The following is a 16,298-nucleotide window of genomic DNA, read 5'->3' on the forward strand; positions in this document are numbered from 1 at the left end:
CGCGCATCATGAGTGCCGAACAGATTCTTGCTGCAGCAGAGAAGGTCCGAGCCGCCGGTCCCAGCGCACCGCGTCCGGGCCGGGACCCGGTCAACCTGCCGATGATTCGCAACTGGGTCGAGGCGATCGGCGACCGGAATCCGATCTACGTCGACGAGGGGGCGGCGCGGGCAGCGGGACACGACGGCATCGTGGCCCCGCCCGCGATGGCGCAGGTGTGGACGATGCAGGGGCTGAACGCCGTCCGGCAACCCGACGACCCGCTCGGCCGCATGACGACGATCCTCGACGAGGCCGGGTTCACGTCCGTCGTCGCCACCAACTGCGATCAGATCTACCACCGCTACCTGAGGGTCGGCGAGGAGGTCACCATCACCACGACCCTCGAGAATCTCGTGGGTCCGAAGAAGACGGGCCTCGGTGAGGGGTGGTTCTTCACTACCCGCAGCCTGTGGCGGGTCGCGAGCGGCGACGGCACCGACGAGATCGTGGCCGAGATGCTGTTCCGTATCCTGAAGTTCGCGCCGAAACCCGCTGAACCGGTGTCACAGTCGACGAACGGTCAAGCGCCCATCGACGACCTGGACCCGTCGAAGATGATGCGGCCCAGCGCCTCGCAGGACACCCAGTTCTTCTGGGACGGCGTGGCCGCGCACGAGTTGCGGATCCAGCAGCGGGCGGACGGTTCGCTGCAGCACCCACCGGTGCCCGCGCTGTGGAAGGACAAGACGGAGACGACGGACTACGTCGTGGCGTCGGGTCGCGGCACCGTGTTCAGCTTCGTGGTCCATCACGCACCGAAGGTCCCGGGACGCTCACTGCCGTTCGTGGTGGCGCTCGTCGAACTCGAGGAGGGTGTCCGAATGCTCGGTGAACTGCGCGGTGTGGAGCCGTCCGAAGTGAGCGTCGGAATGCCCGTGGAAGCGCTCTACCTCGACTTGCCCGGCGACGACGACACCGGCGGTGCGCCGTGGACCCTGTACGCGTGGCAGCCTGCGGCGAAGGAGCACTGATGACGTCCACTCTCGATGTCGCGGTCGGCACGACGCTGCCCGAGCTGGCGATTGCGGGTGATCCCACCTTCGTGGTGTCCTCCGCGCTGGCCACCCGCGATTTTCAGGACGTCCACCACGACCGCGATCTGGCACAGAAGCGCGGGTCGAAGGACATCTTCGTGAACATCCTCACCGACACGGGTCTGGTGCAGCGGTTCGTCACCGACTGGGCAGGTCCCAACGCCCTGATCAAGTCGATCGCGCTGCGGCTCGGAGTTCCGTGGTACGCCTACGACACCCTGACGCTCAGCGGGACGGTGGTCGCGATCGACGACGGAGTCGTCTCCCTCGACGTCGTCGGCAGGAACTCTCTGGGTAACCACATCACGTCGCAGGTGACGCTTGTGGTGAGCAGAAACTCGAATGGAGCCGGGGCATGAGCGGGTTGTCGGGCAAGGCTGTGATCGCCGGCATCGGCGCCACGGATTTTTCCAAGGATTCTGGGCGCAGCGAGTTGCGGTTGGCAGCCGAGGCGGTCCTCGCGGCACTCGATGACGCCGGATTGACGGCGGCCGACGTCGACGGTCTCACCTCGTTCACCATGGATACCAATACCGAAGCGGCGGTGGCCCGTTCGGCCGGTATCGCGGACCTGAAGTTCTTCAGCCGGATCCACTACGGCGGCGGAGCGGCGTGTGCGACCGTGCAACAGGCTGCGATGGCCGTGGCCACCGGTGTCGCCGACGTGGTGGTGGCGTACCGGGCGTTCAACGAACGTTCCGGAATGCGGTTCGGCCAGGTGAACTCGGGACTGGTGCAGCAAGTGAACTCCTCGGGGACGGACAACGCATTCTCGTACCCGCACGGCCTGTCCACGCCCGCGGCGTTCGTCGCGATGGTGGCCCAGCGCTACATGCACGAGTACGGCGCGAAGAGTGCCGACTTCGGCCGGATCGCCGTCACCGACCGGAAGCACGCGGCCAACAATCCGAATGCGTTCTTCTACGGCAAGCCGATCACCCTCGAAGACCACCAGAACTCCCGCTTCATCGCCGAACCCCTGCATCTTCTCGACTGCTGCCAGGAGTCCGACGGCGGCATCGCGATCGTGGTCACCTCACCGGAGCGAGCCAAGGACCTGAAGCAGAAACCCGCAGTGATCGCGGCTGCAGCGCAGGGGAGCGGCAGCGACCAATACATCATGACGAGCTATTACCGCCCCGAACTCGCGGGACTGCCGGAAATGCAACTGGTGGGCCGGCAGCTGTGGGATCAGGCCGGGCTCGGGCCGCAGGACATCGATATGGCGGTGCTCTACGACCACTTCACCCCATACGTATTGATGCAGCTCGAGGAGCTCGGATTCTGCGGTCGCGGCGAGGCCAAGGACTTCATCGCCGACGGCGCCATCGACCTCGACGGCCGACTGCCCCTCAACACCCACGGCGGCCAGCTGGGTGAGGCCTACATCCACGGGATGAACGGCATTGCCGAAGGTGTGCGTCAGATCCGCGGAACCTCGGTGAACCAGGTGCAGGACGTGCAGAACGTGCTCGTCACCGCCGGGACGGGTGTCCCGACGTCAGGTTTGGTGTTGACGGCCTGAGTGCGGACCCGTTGCGCCGCCGCGCGATGTGATTCGCGACGAACTCGGCGTCTCTGCCGACACCGCCGGTGAGCATCGAGGCGAACGCCCGGAGGAACGGTAGGCCCACGAAATACAGTCCGGGATGGGCCGGCGAGACACCGCGGGACTGCTCGGGCCAACCGTCGGGTCCGGTGACGGGGATCCGGATCCATGAGGTGTCCTTGCTGAAACCCGTGCACCAGATGACATTTCGAACGTCCAGGTCGGTTCCGTCGTCGAGGACGGGCCTGCCGTCGCGCACACTCGTGACCTTCGCGGGGAAGTGTTCCACCCCCGCGTCGGCGAGGTCGGCTCGCTTGACCCGCAGAAGCGGTCCGCCACCCGACCGGACGTGCGGGCGCATCTTCCGTCCGATCGGAGTGCGTTCCGTGAGAATGTGATTGGCCATGAACCACATGATCGGAATCGCGATGTGGGCTGCGCGTCCCTCGATGTCGAACGGCACCTCACCACGGACGGGTCCACAGATCGTGGTCCGATGCCCAGGGGAGACCTCCAACGCGATGTCCGCTCCGGAGTGGCTGCACCCGACCACCAGCACGGGTCCGTCCTGCAACTGGGAGGGATTGCGGTAGTCGCTGGAATGCAGTTGCCTGATCCGGGGGTCGAGTTGCTCGGCGAGGTCCGGGATCACGGGGGTCTGCCAGGTACCGGACGCGACGACGACATTAGGGGCCTCGAAGGTCCGGGCCCCGGCTGTGACGATGTACCGTTCGCCGCCGCGCGAAAGCCCATCCACCGTGACACCGGTGCGAACTGGTAGCGAGAACTTGTCTGCGTAAGCCTCGAAGTAGTCGGCTACCTCGTCTTTGCCAGGCCATGTCCACGAACGTGCAGGCACGCCCCAGCCGGGCAAACCGTCGTACTTGGCCGGGCTGTAGAGACGGAGCGAGTCGAACCGCTCCCTCCACACGTCACCGACGCGGTCGTGGGCGTCGAGGATCACGAACCGTTGCTTGCGCCTGGCGAGGTGGTAGCCGGTCGCGAGACCGGCCTGGCCGGCACCGATCACGATGGTGTCGAACTGTTCTGTAGTCATGGTCATTGCCTCTTCGTCGAGAGTGGAAATCGTCAGCTACGACGCTATGACCGCACCCGGCCAGGGCGCTTCGGGAGAATGATGCAGAGCGCTCCACCCGGCATGGGTAGTTCTATGCAGACGGCTCGACGAGACGATGCTCGTAGGCATACGCGGTCGCAGCGGAGCGGGAGGATATTCCCAGTTTGACGAAGATGTTGCTCAGATGCCGGGCCACCGTCTTCTCACTGAGGCACAGGTTTTCGGCAACGGCCCGATTGGTCTTCCCTGCGGCCACGAGGCGGAGCACGTTCAGTTCACGCGGCGTCAGCGGAGATGCCGAGGACTCGGCTCCGAGTTCTGTCCGCACACGCCCCAGATCGGGAGCGGCGGCCAAGTCGCGGTAGATCGCCGCGGCGAGGTCGAACTCCATACGCGCAGTGTCTTCATCACCCAGGACGCGGCACGCCCGCCCGATCAGTTCCCGCACGCGCGCCGCCTCGTACGGCGCCCCGATCAGGTTCCAGCGCTCCCAGGCCTCGCGGAGTACGGTCACTGAACTCTGCGTCCGGGATTCGGCGAGCAGGACCGCCCCCGAAGCCTGCGCCGCCCCAGCGTGCAGATACGGGATGTCGAGGCTCGCGGCGAGCGCACCGAGGGCCGCAGCGGCAGCATCCGCCGACGCGACATCGTGGGCGGCCAGCATGATCTCGACGCATGCCGGGAGGAGTCGTGCTTGCTCGAGTGGATCGACCGTCTCGTCCACCTCACGCCGGATGCAGGCGACCGCACTGCCGATCCTGCCCTGCATCATCCGGAGGAGGGCGAGCCCGGGCCGCGGCGGCCTGCCCCACCGGTTCGCTTCCGTGTACAGCTTCTCGGCCTGCGCGAACTCACCGCGCAGACGATGGAGGTCGGCCATCACATAGCTGGCAGACCCCACCGCGGCGTGCACGGTCGGTCGCGTGAGTCGTCGGTGTGCACGCCTGGCCACCTCCATGGACTCTGCCCATGCGCCCTGCAACTGCAGGATCTCCGCGCGGTGGACGAGGCACTGGCCGCGATAGGGCACGAGGTCGGGCTGCGCCGAACACCACTGCGTCAGTGCGGCAGTCCATTCCCGGGAGCGGCGCAGGTCGAAGATCCGCTGGCACTGCTCGATCACCGCGCAGTACACGATCCCGGTGACGATGGGAGACACCTCCTCGGATGTCACTCCGATCATGGCCTCGTCGAAGGCGGCAATGCCGTCTCGGTGGCGTCCCAGCACGATCAGTGCGTGGCCCGTCCCCAGCGCGCCCAGCGCGATGAGGTCCGGGTCGGTGAACCGTTCACCGATCTCCGCGGCAGTGGAGAACACCTCCCGCGCAGCGGCGCCGTCTCCCTCGGCCAGGCGCTGGAGTCCCAGTGGAACCAGGAGGTAGCCGCGTTCGGGGCAGTCGACATCCGCGGTGTCCAGCAGCCTCTGGGCCCTGCCCAACCAGCCGCCACCCCGGACCTGCTCGCCCCGGAGGGACAAGGCGAGTCCGAGCCAGAATGCGCAGCGCGCCGCCCTCACCGGATCGCTGCCGCGTCCCCATTGCTGCACCGCCCTTGTCCACCACTGCGTGGCGGCGTCGTCCTCACCGATCAGATAGGCGGCGACTGCGAGACGCTCGAGATCCGTACCCCCGAGCGGCTCCTGCCGGTCGGCGCTCGACAGGCGGGTGTAGGCGACGCTCCAGTCTCGCCGGGTGAAGGCCTCGCGGCCGGCCCGGAGCGCCGACATGTCGTCGGACATCACCTTCTCCTGCCGCTTCGCAGTTCGCCGAGGTGCTTGCATCCAGGTTACCGCCGCGGTCCTTGCCATTGAGCTCTTGCCATCGAGTCTCGAGACGTCGTCACCGGGTCCGCAAGAGGCGGGACCCCTATTTCGTTCACCCTGTCGGCGGCTCGAGTCACACTGGGTTCACATGCGAAGAACGGGGAGTTCTGATGGTCGACGCGATCGCAGCCGAGGGGCTGGTGAAACGGTACGGGAAGGTCACCGCGCTCGGTGGTGTCGATCTCGCGGTTCCCGCGGGAAGCGTCATGGCCCTGCTGGGGCCGAACGGTGCAGGCAAGACCACTGCGGTACGTGTCTTCACCACCCTCCTCGTTCCGGACGAAGGGCACGCCCGGGTGGCAGGTCTCGACGTCGTCCACGACGCCCGCGCTCTGCGGTCCCGGATCGGTGCGTCGGGCCAGTACGCCGCCGTCGACGAGTACCTCACCGGTTTCGAGAACCTCGAGATGGTGGGCCGGCTCTACCACCTCGGGGCCAAGCGAAGTAAAGCCCGGGCTCGTGAGTTGCTCGAGCAATTCGATCTGGTGGAAGCGGGAGACCGGCCCGTCAAGGGGTATTCCGGCGGCATGCGACGCCGCCTCGACCTGGCGGGCGCACTGGTCGCCGAGCCCGAGGTGCTCTTCCTCGACGAACCCACCACCGGACTGGATCCCCGGGCTCGATTGGGATTGTGGGACGTCATCGACAGCCTCGTCGCCAAAGGCGCCACGCTGCTGCTCACCACGCAATACATGGAGGAGGCCGAGCGGCTCGCCGACCAGATCGCGGTCATCGACCGTGGCATGGTGATTGCGCGTGGGACCGCCGACGAGCTGAAGGATCGCGTCGGTGGTGAGCGCATCGAACTGACCGTCAGGGAGGGTGTCGACCTCGCGGTGGTGCGCGACGAGCTCACGCCTCTGGCCGCAGGGGCGATCACGATCGAAGACAACGTCCGCCGTGTCACCGTCCCCGTGTCCGGAGGTTCGGACGCGTTGGTCGAGGCGCTGTCGCGGCTGTCGAATCGTGGGGTGAAGGTGTTCGATGTCGGGCTGCGCCGGCCGACGCTCGACGACGTGTTCCTCACCCTCACCGGGCACGAGGCCGAGGAGGAGCAAGTCTCATGACCGCACCACCCGCCAGCGCCCCGACGCACACCGCACTCGCCGACGGTCTCACCATTGCCAAGCGCAACATGATCAAGATCAAACGCGTCCCCGACCTGATCGTCTTCACCACGCTGTCGCCGATCATGTTTGTGTTGTTGTTCGCGTACGTGTTCGGCAGTGCCATCGAAGTTCCCGGAATGTCGTACCGCGAATTCCTCATCGCCGGAATCTTCACCCAGACGGTCATCTTCGGGGCCACGTGGACCGGACTCGGCATGGTCGAGGATCTGCAGAAGGGGATCATCGACCGGTTCCGCTCGCTGCCCATGGCGCCGTCGGCGGTCCTCCTGGGCCGGACGTCCACCGACGTGCTGATCAACATCGTCAGTCTCGTGGTGATGTCGCTGACAGGCCTCGTCATCGGGTGGCGCATCCACTCCAGTCTCGGTGAAGCCGTTCTCGGCTACCTGCTCCTGCTCCTGTTCGCCTACGCGTTGTCGTGGGTGATGGCCGTGGTGGGGCTGTGGATCCGTACGCCCGAGGTATTCAACAACGCCAGCTTCATCGTCATTTTTCCGCTGTCCTTCGTCGCGAACACATTCGTCGAGACCACCAACCTGCCAGGGCCTCTCAAGGTGATCGCAGAGTGGAACCCAGTGTCCGCACTCACCCAGGCCGTGCGCGAATTGTTCGGAAACACGAACCCCTCCATGGCCGTCCCCGACGCCTGGCCGTTGCAGCATCCCGTGATCGCCTCGCTGGCGTGGACCGCGCTTCTCCTCGTGATTTTCGTTCCGTTCGCGATCCGGCGCTACAAGAAGGCGGTCAGCCGCTGACCGCTGGTCCCCCACTGCTGCTGCGCGAACGGGACGCTCGTTGCGTTGGATCGAACGAACGTCCCGTTGGGCCAAGGGCTGCGCAGGGATGTGGCAGGAGCAGCGGGACTGCAGCTAGTGGCGGAAGTCGACGTCCCGGCCGGTTCCGAGGTCTGAGCAGTTAACCAACTCGGCGCCGTGAGCGGAGAGGTACTGCCTGGCACCGGTGTCACCGGTAAGACTCTGCCGCAGAGCGTTCCAGTGGTCGCGGCCGATCAGCACGGGGTGCCCGGGTGCGTCTGCGTATCGAGCTTGTCGCAGAGCTGCCCGTATGGTGCCCGGCGGAACGGACGCGATGCGGCGCACCGCGTCGGCGCCCAGGTCCGGGAGATCGACGAGGGTGATCACGACAGCGTCGACGTCGTCGAACGTCGCCGCAACCTCCAGCCCTCGCCGTAGCGAGGCCGACATGCCTTGCCGCCAGTCCTCTGCGACACCCACAACCACCCGCAGGCCGTCGGGCAGCAGCGTCTCGGCCTCGTCGGCGCGGGCGCCGAGGACCACGACGACGGGACTGCACCCCGCCTCCGTGAGAACGCGTGCGCCACGCTGGAGCCACGGTTCCCCGTCGGCACCCACGACGAGAGCCTTGGGCATACCCATCCGCGAGCCACCGCCCGCAGCGAGCAGCACGCCCCCGATCGTCACGGCCCGTCGACCGGAACGCCGTGCAGGCGAGACAACCGGACGCGCACACAGGTGGCGTGGGCGACTGCGGCACGTTCGGCGCTTTCGGGATCACCGGACTCGAGACCTCGGAAGATCTCGTGATGCTCGGCCACCGACAGCGCCGCGGCGGCGTCGTCGCTCCACAAATTCGGGACGGCCAGATGGGTCCTGCTGTCGAACTGCGCGAGTGTCCGAACGAGGGTGTCGCTTCCGGCGGCAGTCCTGATGCGACGGTGGAACTCCATGTCGAGCCGGATGAACTCGGACGCCTCGGCGCCGGTGTCGAGGGTGGCGTCCTGCTCGCCCAGCTGGGCCCGGAGTGCCTCGACGTCGGTGCCCGTCATCCGGGTGGTGGCCAGTCGCGCGGCCAGACCCTCGAGCGGCGCCTTCACTCGGTAGATGTCGAGCAGTTCGACCGGATCCACCCGCACCACCTCGGCCCCACGGTGGAGCACGTGGGTGGCGAGGCCCTCGTGGATCAGCCGTTGCACGGCCTCCCGGACCGGGCTCCGGCTGATCCCGAGGCGCCCCGCCAGGGCGGGAACGCTCAAGGGGGTTCCCGGTGGAAGGCGCCCGTCGAGGATGGCGCTGTGGAGCTCCGAGTACGCGCGATCGGCCATCGACACTGAGGTCGGGTCGGTGGTCGACGTCATCGAGAGCTCACCGGTCCGTACTGCATGCGCTCACGCTACTTCTCCTTGGAGAAGTTGGCATTGACGCGTTGGTACAGGTAGTCCTCGGCGGTGATGTCCGGATACTTGCCTGCCGGCCCGGAGATGACGACGTCACGGTTGGCCTGGGCGAAGAACGCGAGGCTGTAGCGGTCGCCATGGTCGCCGCCCGGTCCGGGGTTCTTCACGCGGTGGAAGTTGGACGGCAGCCGGTCGTCGCTCCACCGCATGAGCATGTCACCGATGTTGCAGGTGATGGCGTCCTCGGACGGCTCGATCGGCGTCCACTCCTCGGTGTCCATTTCCTTGCCGGGCAACACCTGCAGTCCGCCCTGCCCCTCCATCTGGAACAGCAGCGTCAGGCAGTCGAAGTCGGTGTGAGCGCCGGCACGCCACAGGCCGAGGTCGCCGTGCAGGTGCTCGGGAATGGCGAAGTAGTGCAGCATCCGGAGGGTGCTCTGGTAGCTGGCCACGGACGGGTCGTGGGCCCGCGTGAAGAAGGCACGCTCGAACCCGAGCTTGTCGGCGACGCAGGACAGCAACTGCATCGCCACCTCCCAGCACTGCGCCTCGAATCCGAGCATGGTGTCCCGGAAGCCGGCCAGCTCGTCCTCGGTGGGCCACAAATCATCCATGTGCGGCCGGGTGATCTGATATGACTCCTTCTCGTCCGGGACGCCGATGGAGGGACGAACCTGGGTCTTGCTCTCCCACCCGGAGTTGAAGCCCTTCTTCAGCGGGTATCGGGCTTTGACCGGATCGTCGAGTGCGAAGAAGCGCTCGGACATCGCGAACGCGCGCCGGACGTCGGCGATGTCGATTCCGTGGTTGTAGACCTGGAAGAATCCGACGTCGATTGCGGCGTCCCACAATTGGTCGGTGATCTCGGATCGCCTGGTCTCGAACTCGGAGAGATCGATTCGACGAATGTCGCGGGCGGTGGTTTCGGTTCCGAGGCCGCCCATGCGGGATTCCTTATTGAGTTCGGTCAGGGTGTGGGTGACGGTCATTCGATGAGGCTCCTGCTCATGAGTGTGCATGTGAGTTCTGGACGGGCGTCAGTGCGTGGTGTCGGCACCTTTCTTCCTGCGCTCCGGCACGTGGTGGAACAGGAGGTTGAGCAGTACTGCCGCAAACAGTCCCGCGGCGACTCCACTGCTGAGGATGGGTCGCAGTTGCTCGGGTACCTGGCCGTAGAAGCCACTGATCATGTTGGGCAGCAACCCGATTCCCAGTCCTGTGGCGACGATGACGAGATTGGAGATCTGTGAGAAGTCCACCTTCGCGAGGATCTGTATTCCAACCACGATGATCGTGCCGAACATGATGACGGCTGCTGCTCCGAGAACCGGCCGCGGCACCATCGCCACCACCTGACCCATTACCGGAAAGAAGCTCAACGCGAGTAGTAGCACGCCTGCCGCGGCCGTTACGAAACGGCTGAAAACCTTGGTGATGGAAAGTATCCCGACGTTCTGGGCAAAGGTCACGTACATGAACGACTGGACGAGTCCGCCGCCGACTGCGTTGATCACGCCGTCTGCGCGGACGGCCTTCGCGAGGTCGGTATCCGGCACCGGCTTGTTCACCACTTCGCCTGCGGCCTTTACCTGCCCGGCCAGTTCGACGATGAGAATGATCTGGATGAGGACGAGCGACAGGCATGCCACCAGGTCGAAGCGGGGGACACCGAAGTGCATGAGATCGGGCACCGCCACCAGCGGTCCGTTGCCGAGCGGTGACGCGTCGACCAGTCCACCGAGGGCCGCAACGCCGACGCCGACGACAATGCCGAGGAGTACTGAGACGGGCCGCATCGCGAGGGGGAGAAATCGATAGCAGATCAGAATCGCGGACGCGGTCGCCAGGGCGAGGAGCAGGAAGGACATGCTTCCGAAGTCGGGGGCGTCGGGCTTGGAACCGACAATCATCTTGCCGCCCGCGGGGACGAGCTGGATACCGATCAGAACGATGGCGGTGCCGATCACGACCGGTGGGAAGTACCTCATGAGTCTCGACACCAGCGGTGCCACGGCGATGGTGAACAGGCCCGCCACCAGGATTGCGCCGTACATCGTCTGGATATCGCTGCCCTGCCCGATGACGAGCATCGGGGCGATGCCGGTGTAGGAGGCACCGATCACCATGGGCAGCTTCACGCCCACGTTCCAGATGCCGAGGGACTGCAGCAAGGTGCCGAGACCGCACAGCATCAAGTCGGCCGCCACCAGGTAGATCAGATCCTGTTGGGGTAGTCCCAGCCCGGCTGCAACGACTACGGGAACGGTGACGGTGCTCGCGTACATCACGAGGATGTGTTGTAGCCCGAAGAGTCCCAGGGTGGGGAGCGGTAGCACGCGGTCGACGGGATGGACGTCGGTTTTGGGGATCGAGGCGCTTCGCCGATTCAGAATTGCCATGGTGACGTGCCCTTCGGGGAGGTTGATTACATGCAATCTTCTCTGTCACGGGTCACTATTCCGATCGAAAGGTGTCGGCAGGGGTCGACGGTCTGACATCTGAGTTACGGATCATCCCTGATGGGACGCGAACATCGGCGTACGAGTGGAGCTCAGTGGTGAGCCTCAGATTGCATGTAAACTGTTCGGGCGGGTGTGGTCGCGCGAGCGCCGGTCGTAGACTGACCGGCACCGGCCTCCCGGATAGCGAGAGGCGGGATACTGACGAATCGAAGGGGATGGACGCATGCTTGATCCGAGACGAGTCGGCTCGCCGGCAGGTCAGGCGTTCGCGCGGCCGTGGGGCGGCTCCGGCAGCGTCATCGATATCGACGGACCGGTCCACTCGGTCGAGTACGGCGATTCGGAAGCAGGGTCGCTGCCGGTGGTGATGGTGCATGGTCTCGGTGGGTCCCATCTCAACTGGGTCGGCGTGGCCCCGGCATTGGCGGAACGCACGCGGGTTCTGACGGTGGATCTCCCAGGTTTCGGGCTCAGCCCGGCGGGGAGGCGTCAGACGGGGATTCCCGCCAACGTCGCGGTGCTCCACCGATTCCTCACGGAGGTCGTCGGTGGACCGGTCATCTTGATGGGCAATTCCATGGGTGGCATGATTTCGATGTTCGAGGCGTCGGCCCACCCCGAATCTGTCGCTGCCCTCGTCCTTGTCGACCCGGCTCTTCCTGCGGCGCAAAGGATGCCGCATCCACGGATCGCCGCGCAGTTCGCGATGTACATGACGCCCTTCGTCGGGGAGCGCTACCTCCGGTATTCGAGCCGGCGGATGACCGACCGGCAGCTGGTCGAGCGGGTCATCGACCTGTGCTTCGCCGACCCCGCCCGTGCCTCCGAAGACGTCCTCGAGGCAGCGACGGAGTTGGCGAAGTTTCGGCGCGAGCAGCCCACGCAAGATGCCGCGTTCCTGCAGGCCAGTCGGTCACTGATGCGGGTGATGGCTCGTCCGCAGCGATACCTGCAGGCCATGCGCGGCCTCGAACAACCGGTTCTCCTCATTCACGGTGACCGCGACCGCCTGGTTCCGGTGGCTGCGGCACGCAAAGCGGCGGCCGACAACCCGCGGTGGGACAGCGTCGTGCTGCCCGGCGTCGGGCACACCCCCCAGCTCGAGACGCCGGAGGCGGTACTCGATCACGTGCTGACCTGGATCGACAGGCACGGACTCGTCGACGCCTAGGTGTCGGCCGGGGCGTCGGCGCCGGCGGCTCCCCGTGATCCCGCGATCGACTGCGCGAGGGCGCGGAACAAGTGAGTCAGCTCGGGGCGGGTTGCCGTGCCGCTACGGACCACCCCACATACGGGGATGCGCAGGAGGTCGTGCGACTCACGCATGAAACTGAGCCCGCGCCGCGGGGTCGCGTCGGCGGTGTCGGCGTACAACACGGTCCACGATCGGGGAGTGGTGAGGACGTCGAGGGTGGCCGTATGGTCGCTGGGAATGGACGGTCCGAGCTTGACACGCTGCCCGACCTGCCGGAAGGCGTCCTCGACCACCGTGTGGATCAGCACCTGACTGCTACGCGGCGGCAGTAGTAGCGGGTAGGGCGCCAGTTCGCTGAGGTCGACGGTGGAGAATTCGGCCAGCGGATGTTGAGTGGACGTGACGATCACCAAATCCTCGAGGCCGAACTCGACTGTTTCGAGGCCCGGTCGATCGACGCCGCCGCGGATCAAGGCCAGGTCTGCATCACCTGACGCCACCGCGGTCATGCGGTCGGCGAAGTCCTTGATGACGAATTCGATATCGAGCTGTGGGAACTCCTCGCGGACAAGGGAAATCGCCTCGAGGCTTTGGGTTGCGAAACTCATGCTGGCGCTGATTCGCAGCCGATTGCGGGGGTCGAGGCCCACCGACAGTGCGCGCGCCTCCAGGCTCATCATTTCTGCCGCGATCGGCATGAGGCGTTCGCCGGCCGCGGTCAGTCGCGTCGCGCGGGTGGACCGTTCGAGCAGGGCCGTGCCCAGTTCGTGCTCGAGCTTGGCTATCTGGTGGCTGATCGCCGACTGCGAGATGAAACAGCGCCCCGCTGCGCGGGAGAAACTTCCTTCTTCACCGACCGCCAGGAAGTAGCGCAATTGCCGGAACTCCATGACCCCAGGCTACAGCGCCGACGAGCATTTATGAGCGATCGAGATAACACAATTTCGATTTCCCCAGGTTACTGGCAATCGGCCTCATCAAATCCATAAGGTGGGCTCATACGCAACGCTAAGCAGAGAACGCTGGCAGAGGAGGTTTTCGGTGGATCGCACACAGGTCGTCATCGTGGGATCGGGATTCGGTGCCCTCGCGGCGGCGAAGAAGCTCGGTAAGGCCGGCACGCCGTTCGTGCTGATTTCCGAGACCACCGAGCATCTGTTCCAGCCACTGCTGTACCAGGTGGCCACGGGAGTGCTCTCGCCCGGCGAGATTGCGCCGTCCATCCGCGCCATCCTCTCCAAGTATCCCAGCGGTGACGTCCGGCTCGGCCGTGTCGTCGACGTCGACCCGGACAAACGCGAGGTGGTCTACGAGGCCGGCGGGATCCGCAACACGCTCGGCTACGACAGCTTGATCGCCGCGACGGGTGCTCGTCAGGCGTACTTCGGCCACGACGAGTTCGCCGAGGTCACGTACGCGCTCAAGACCGTCGCCGACGCCGACCGGTTGCGCCGCCAGATCGTCCGCTGCTTCGAGGAGGCGCATACCACTGCCGATCCGGAACGTCGCAGGGACCTGCTGCACTTCATCGTGATCGGTGCGGGGCCCACCGGCGTCGAATTGGCAGGTCAGATCAAGGAATTGGCCGGCCGCTACTTCGAGAAGTCGCTGCGGGACATCACCGCCGAGGACGTCACCGTGACCCTGGTCGAGGGCGCGGAGGAGACGCTGCCGGTGTTCGGCGGCAAGCTCAGCAAGTACACGCAGGACTCCCTCGAGCGTGCAGGGGTCGAGGTGGTGCTGGGCACGATGGTGACCGACATCGACGAGCACGGTGCCACTCTGTCTTCGCCCGGTAACGGGTTCGATAAGCGTCTGACGGCCGAGACGATCATCTGGTCGGCCGGCATTCAGGCCAACGACTTCGCGGCGGTGCTTGCGGAGCGGACCGGGTGTGAGACCGGTCGCGGCGGTCGACTGCTGGTCGACGAGGATCTCACCGTGGGCCGCTACGACGACATTTATGCCATCGGCGACATGGCCTCGCTGAACAATCTGCCCGCTCAGTCGCCGTTCGCGATGCAGGGTGGCCGTCACGTCGCGGCAATCATCAACGGAAAGCGTGCGGCAGGAACGCCCTTCACCTATCGGGACAAGGGCAGCATGGCGATCATCAACCGGTTCCGCGCAATCACCCGCGTCGGCAAGATCGAGTTGACCGGTGTGCTCGCCTGGTTCCTGTGGCTCGCTGTACACCTCGTCTACCTGGTCGGATTCCGGAATCGGTACGTCGCGGTGATGTCGTGGTGTGGATCGTTCCTCGGCCATCGGCGCCCGCACTTCCACTACGCGCAGGAGATCGAACCAGCCGAGTCGAACGAGTTGGACAGAGCGGCCTAGAACTCAGGGCGACCCGGCCCGCCGGCCCGCGACATAGACCTCGGCGATGGACGTTTCGCGTATCCCCATCAGCAGCGCAAACAAGGTCTGATCGCGGGCCAGGTCGGGGTCGGCGGCGCGGACGGCGTTGCGCAGCGGTCCGTCGAGCGCCGGTGTGCCGGACGGGTCGACGACGACGAAGTCGGCTTCCTTACCGACATCGAAGTTGCCGAACCGATTCTCCATGTCCAGGGCTCTGGCACCGCCGAGGGTACCGATGAACAGCATCTCCGCCGGATGCATCGACACCCCGTCGTCCCCGGGTTCGGTGATGTGCACTTTGAACGCGTCGCCGAGCACCCGCGGGATCAGCCATTCGTCGCCGCCGCCGAAATCGGTTCCCGCAGAAATGTTGACACCCGAGGCGACCGTACGCTTCCACGGCATCGTTCCAGAGCCCAGGAACAGCTGCGAGATCGGGCAGTGTGAGACGGACGTACCGGTCTCGGCCATCCGCTCCAGCTCGACGTCCTGGCAGTGCACGCAGTGCGCGAGGATGGTGCGCCGTCCCAGCAGGCTCTTGCCGCCGACCGCCGACCCGGGCAGGAACTTCCCGTCATAGGTGTCCAGGTATGAGTTCACTTGATAGGTCTCTTTGGTCGAGTCGACCTCGCCGGTGCCGGGGCGATTGTTCTCGTTGAGATGCGAGTGCACGTACACACCGCGGTCCCGCACCTCGTCGTACAGTTCCCCGAGGTTCTTCAGGGTCTCGATGGTCACCGACAACGAGAACCGCGGAATGATCGCTACGTGCAGCAATGCGGTGGCGACATCGCCGGTGTCGGCGCCGTGCCATTTGTCGATCTCTTCGCGGGTGAGCCGGATGGCGTCTTCTTCGGAGGTCATCAGCGGCTGAGCGGAGTCGCCACCGACGGTCTGAATTCCGCGGCCGCTGACGATGCGCAGACCGGCCTTTTTCGTCTCGGTGAACAACGCGTCCTGTGCGTGCGGGAATGCCGACCCGAACACCATGGCGGCCGTGGTGCCCGACGTGATGCGCCGATTCGTGAACTCGACGGCTGCCTGCTGTGCGAACGCTGGGTCGGCGAACTTCGCCTCCGACGGGAACATGCACAGGGTCAGCCACTCCAGGAGCTGGCCACCGCCGTAGGAGTCGCCGGCGTAGGTCTGCGGAAAGTGGATGTGGGTGTCGACGAACCCCGGCAGGAGAAAACCGGGCCGGTGGTCGTGCACGGTGCCGGACTCGTATTCCGGCGGGATCTCGGCGCGGTCACCGCAGAACACGATTCGCCCGGCGTCGTCCAGGACCAGAGCGCCGTCGGGAATCGATACCAGGGCGGCCGCGGCTTCGGTTACTTTTGGTGCGCCTGCGATGTGGTAAATGTGCCCGAGGTGGATGTGCGTTGCCATGTGATGAACTCCCGTCCAGTAGCGGCCCGTATTCAACAATGCCACCGATCAGAGCCGGTTCGCGGCGGAACGGGCCCAGTG

At 65.7% G+C, this 16,298-nt stretch carries 15 protein-coding genes; 7 read left to right on the plus strand and 8 right to left on the minus strand.

Annotation, left to right across the window (positions count from 1 at the left end; genetic code table 11):
• Window positions 1–8: 8 nt before the first annotated feature.
• From NOF53_RS00270 to NOF53_RS00280, 3 genes are read left to right on the plus strand one after another with little or no spacing between them, the layout of a single operon-like run.
• Complete coding sequence (locus tag NOF53_RS00270; protein WP_255964970.1) at window positions 9–1,013, plus strand: bifunctional MaoC family dehydratase N-terminal/OB-fold nucleic acid binding domain-containing protein; 1,005 nt, start codon at window positions 9–11, stop codon at window positions 1,011–1,013.
• Entirely contained in the window at window positions 1,013–1,435 is a 423-nt protein-coding gene (locus NOF53_RS00275) for a MaoC family dehydratase (protein WP_255964971.1), read from the plus strand. The genes NOF53_RS00270 and NOF53_RS00275 overlap by 1 nt, the downstream gene beginning before the upstream one ends.
• Window positions 1,432–2,601, plus strand: a complete 1,170-nt coding sequence (locus NOF53_RS00280) for a lipid-transfer protein (RefSeq protein ID WP_255964972.1) — start codon at window positions 1,432–1,434, stop codon at window positions 2,599–2,601. Before NOF53_RS00275 ends, NOF53_RS00280 begins: the two co-directional genes overlap by 4 nt.
• Here NOF53_RS00280 and NOF53_RS00285 read toward each other — a convergent pair.
• Window positions 2,552–3,682 (minus strand): flavin-containing monooxygenase, encoded by a 1,131-nt coding sequence (locus NOF53_RS00285; RefSeq protein WP_255964973.1) that lies wholly within the window; start codon window positions 3,680–3,682, stop codon window positions 2,552–2,554. The two genes, NOF53_RS00280 and NOF53_RS00285, sit on opposite strands and share 50 nt — an antisense overlap.
• Before the next feature lie 112 nt (window positions 3,683–3,794).
• Window positions 3,795–5,441: a response regulator transcription factor gene (locus NOF53_RS00290; protein WP_255964974.1), complete on the minus strand. Its 1,647-nt coding sequence runs from the start codon at window positions 5,439–5,441 to the stop codon at window positions 3,795–3,797.
• Window positions 5,442–5,635: 194 nt separating this feature from the next.
• On the opposite strand from NOF53_RS00290, the gene NOF53_RS00295 reads away from it, so the two are divergent.
• Both NOF53_RS00295 and NOF53_RS00300 read left to right on the plus strand, forming a co-directional pair.
• Window positions 5,636–6,592 carry an ATP-binding cassette domain-containing protein gene (locus NOF53_RS00295; RefSeq protein WP_255964975.1) on the plus strand — a complete coding sequence of 319 codons (957 nt, stop codon included), beginning with the start codon at window positions 5,636–5,638 and terminating at the stop codon, window positions 6,590–6,592.
• The gene (locus NOF53_RS00300; RefSeq protein WP_255964976.1) at window positions 6,589–7,410 is read left to right on the plus strand and encodes an ABC transporter permease; all 822 of its coding nucleotides are present in this window, start codon (window positions 6,589–6,591) and stop codon (window positions 7,408–7,410) included. Before NOF53_RS00295 ends, NOF53_RS00300 begins: the two co-directional genes overlap by 4 nt.
• A 114-nt stretch (window positions 7,411–7,524) precedes the next feature.
• Here the strand turns inward: NOF53_RS00300 and NOF53_RS00305 are convergent, their stop codons facing one another.
• Genes NOF53_RS00305 through NOF53_RS00320 form a run of 4 tightly spaced genes read right to left on the minus strand, consistent with a single transcriptional unit; the run spans window position 7,525 to window position 11,209 of the window.
• Window positions 7,525–8,097 (minus strand): nucleotidyltransferase family protein, encoded by a 573-nt coding sequence (locus tag NOF53_RS00305; protein WP_255964977.1) that lies wholly within the window; start codon window positions 8,095–8,097, stop codon window positions 7,525–7,527.
• Entirely contained in the window at window positions 8,094–8,771 is a 678-nt protein-coding gene (locus NOF53_RS00310; protein WP_255964978.1) for a GntR family transcriptional regulator, read from the minus strand. Before NOF53_RS00310 ends, NOF53_RS00305 begins: the two co-directional genes overlap by 4 nt.
• A gap of 35 nt (window positions 8,772–8,806) precedes the next feature.
• On the minus strand, window positions 8,807–9,799 hold the full coding sequence (locus tag NOF53_RS00315; RefSeq protein ID WP_255964979.1) for an isopenicillin N synthase family dioxygenase: 993 nt from the start codon (window positions 9,797–9,799) through the stop codon (window positions 8,807–8,809).
• A gap of 48 nt (window positions 9,800–9,847) precedes the next feature.
• On the minus strand, window positions 9,848–11,209 hold the full coding sequence (locus NOF53_RS00320) for a nucleobase:cation symporter-2 family protein (protein WP_255964980.1): 1,362 nt from the start codon (window positions 11,207–11,209) through the stop codon (window positions 9,848–9,850).
• 286 nt (window positions 11,210–11,495) lie between these two features.
• On the opposite strand from NOF53_RS00320, the gene NOF53_RS00325 reads away from it, so the two are divergent.
• Window positions 11,496–12,443 (plus strand): alpha/beta fold hydrolase, encoded by a 948-nt coding sequence (locus NOF53_RS00325; RefSeq protein ID WP_255964981.1) that lies wholly within the window; start codon window positions 11,496–11,498, stop codon window positions 12,441–12,443.
• Here the strand turns inward: NOF53_RS00325 and NOF53_RS00330 are convergent.
• Window positions 12,440–13,357: a LysR family transcriptional regulator gene (locus NOF53_RS00330; protein WP_255964982.1), complete on the minus strand. Its 918-nt coding sequence runs from the start codon at window positions 13,355–13,357 to the stop codon at window positions 12,440–12,442. The genes NOF53_RS00325 and NOF53_RS00330 overlap by 4 nt on opposite strands.
• A gap of 151 nt (window positions 13,358–13,508) precedes the next feature.
• On the opposite strand from NOF53_RS00330, the gene NOF53_RS00335 reads away from it, so the two are divergent.
• Complete coding sequence (locus NOF53_RS00335; RefSeq protein ID WP_255964983.1) at window positions 13,509–14,807, plus strand: NAD(P)/FAD-dependent oxidoreductase; 1,299 nt, start codon at window positions 13,509–13,511, stop codon at window positions 14,805–14,807.
• Between the two features lie 3 nt (window positions 14,808–14,810).
• Here the strand turns inward: NOF53_RS00335 and NOF53_RS00340 are convergent, their stop codons facing one another.
• The gene (locus NOF53_RS00340; RefSeq protein WP_255964984.1) at window positions 14,811–16,217 is read right to left on the minus strand and encodes an amidohydrolase family protein; all 1,407 of its coding nucleotides are present in this window, start codon (window positions 16,215–16,217) and stop codon (window positions 14,811–14,813) included.
• Between the last annotated feature and the right edge of the window lie 81 nt (window positions 16,218–16,298).

The organism is Rhodococcus tibetensis, assembly GCF_024438035.1.
GTDB lineage: Bacteria > Actinomycetota > Actinomycetes > Mycobacteriales > Mycobacteriaceae > Rhodococcus_F > Rhodococcus_F tibetensis.

Coding starts and splice junctions, on each gene's coding strand:
- NOF53_RS00340 (WP_255964984.1), bottom strand. CDS start 16,217: ATGGCAACGCACATCCACCTCGGGCACATTTACCACATCGCAGGCGCA.
- NOF53_RS00275 (WP_255964971.1), top strand. CDS start 1,013: ATGACGTCCACTCTCGATGTCGCGGTCGGCACGACGCTGCCCGAGCTG.
- NOF53_RS00285 (WP_255964973.1), bottom strand. CDS start 3,682: ATGACTACAGAACAGTTCGACACCATCGTGATCGGTGCCGGCCAGGCC.
- NOF53_RS00325 (WP_255964981.1), top strand. CDS start 11,496: ATGCTTGATCCGAGACGAGTCGGCTCGCCGGCAGGTCAGGCGTTCGCG.
- NOF53_RS00280 (WP_255964972.1), top strand. CDS start 1,432: ATGAGCGGGTTGTCGGGCAAGGCTGTGATCGCCGGCATCGGCGCCACG.
- NOF53_RS00290 (WP_255964974.1), bottom strand. CDS start 5,441: ATGTCCGACGACATGTCGGCGCTCCGGGCCGGCCGCGAGGCCTTCACC.
- NOF53_RS00310 (WP_255964978.1), bottom strand. CDS start 8,771: ATGACGTCGACCACCGACCCGACCTCAGTGTCGATGGCCGATCGCGCG.
- NOF53_RS00295 (WP_255964975.1), top strand. CDS start 5,636: ATGGTCGACGCGATCGCAGCCGAGGGGCTGGTGAAACGGTACGGGAAG.
- NOF53_RS00270 (WP_255964970.1), top strand. CDS start 9: ATGAGTGCCGAACAGATTCTTGCTGCAGCAGAGAAGGTCCGAGCCGCC.
- NOF53_RS00320 (WP_255964980.1), bottom strand. CDS start 11,209: ATGGCAATTCTGAATCGGCGAAGCGCCTCGATCCCCAAAACCGACGTC.
- NOF53_RS00330 (WP_255964982.1), bottom strand. CDS start 13,357: ATGGAGTTCCGGCAATTGCGCTACTTCCTGGCGGTCGGTGAAGAAGGA.
- NOF53_RS00315 (WP_255964979.1), bottom strand. CDS start 9,799: ATGACCGTCACCCACACCCTGACCGAACTCAATAAGGAATCCCGCATG.
- NOF53_RS00300 (WP_255964976.1), top strand. CDS start 6,589: ATGACCGCACCACCCGCCAGCGCCCCGACGCACACCGCACTCGCCGAC.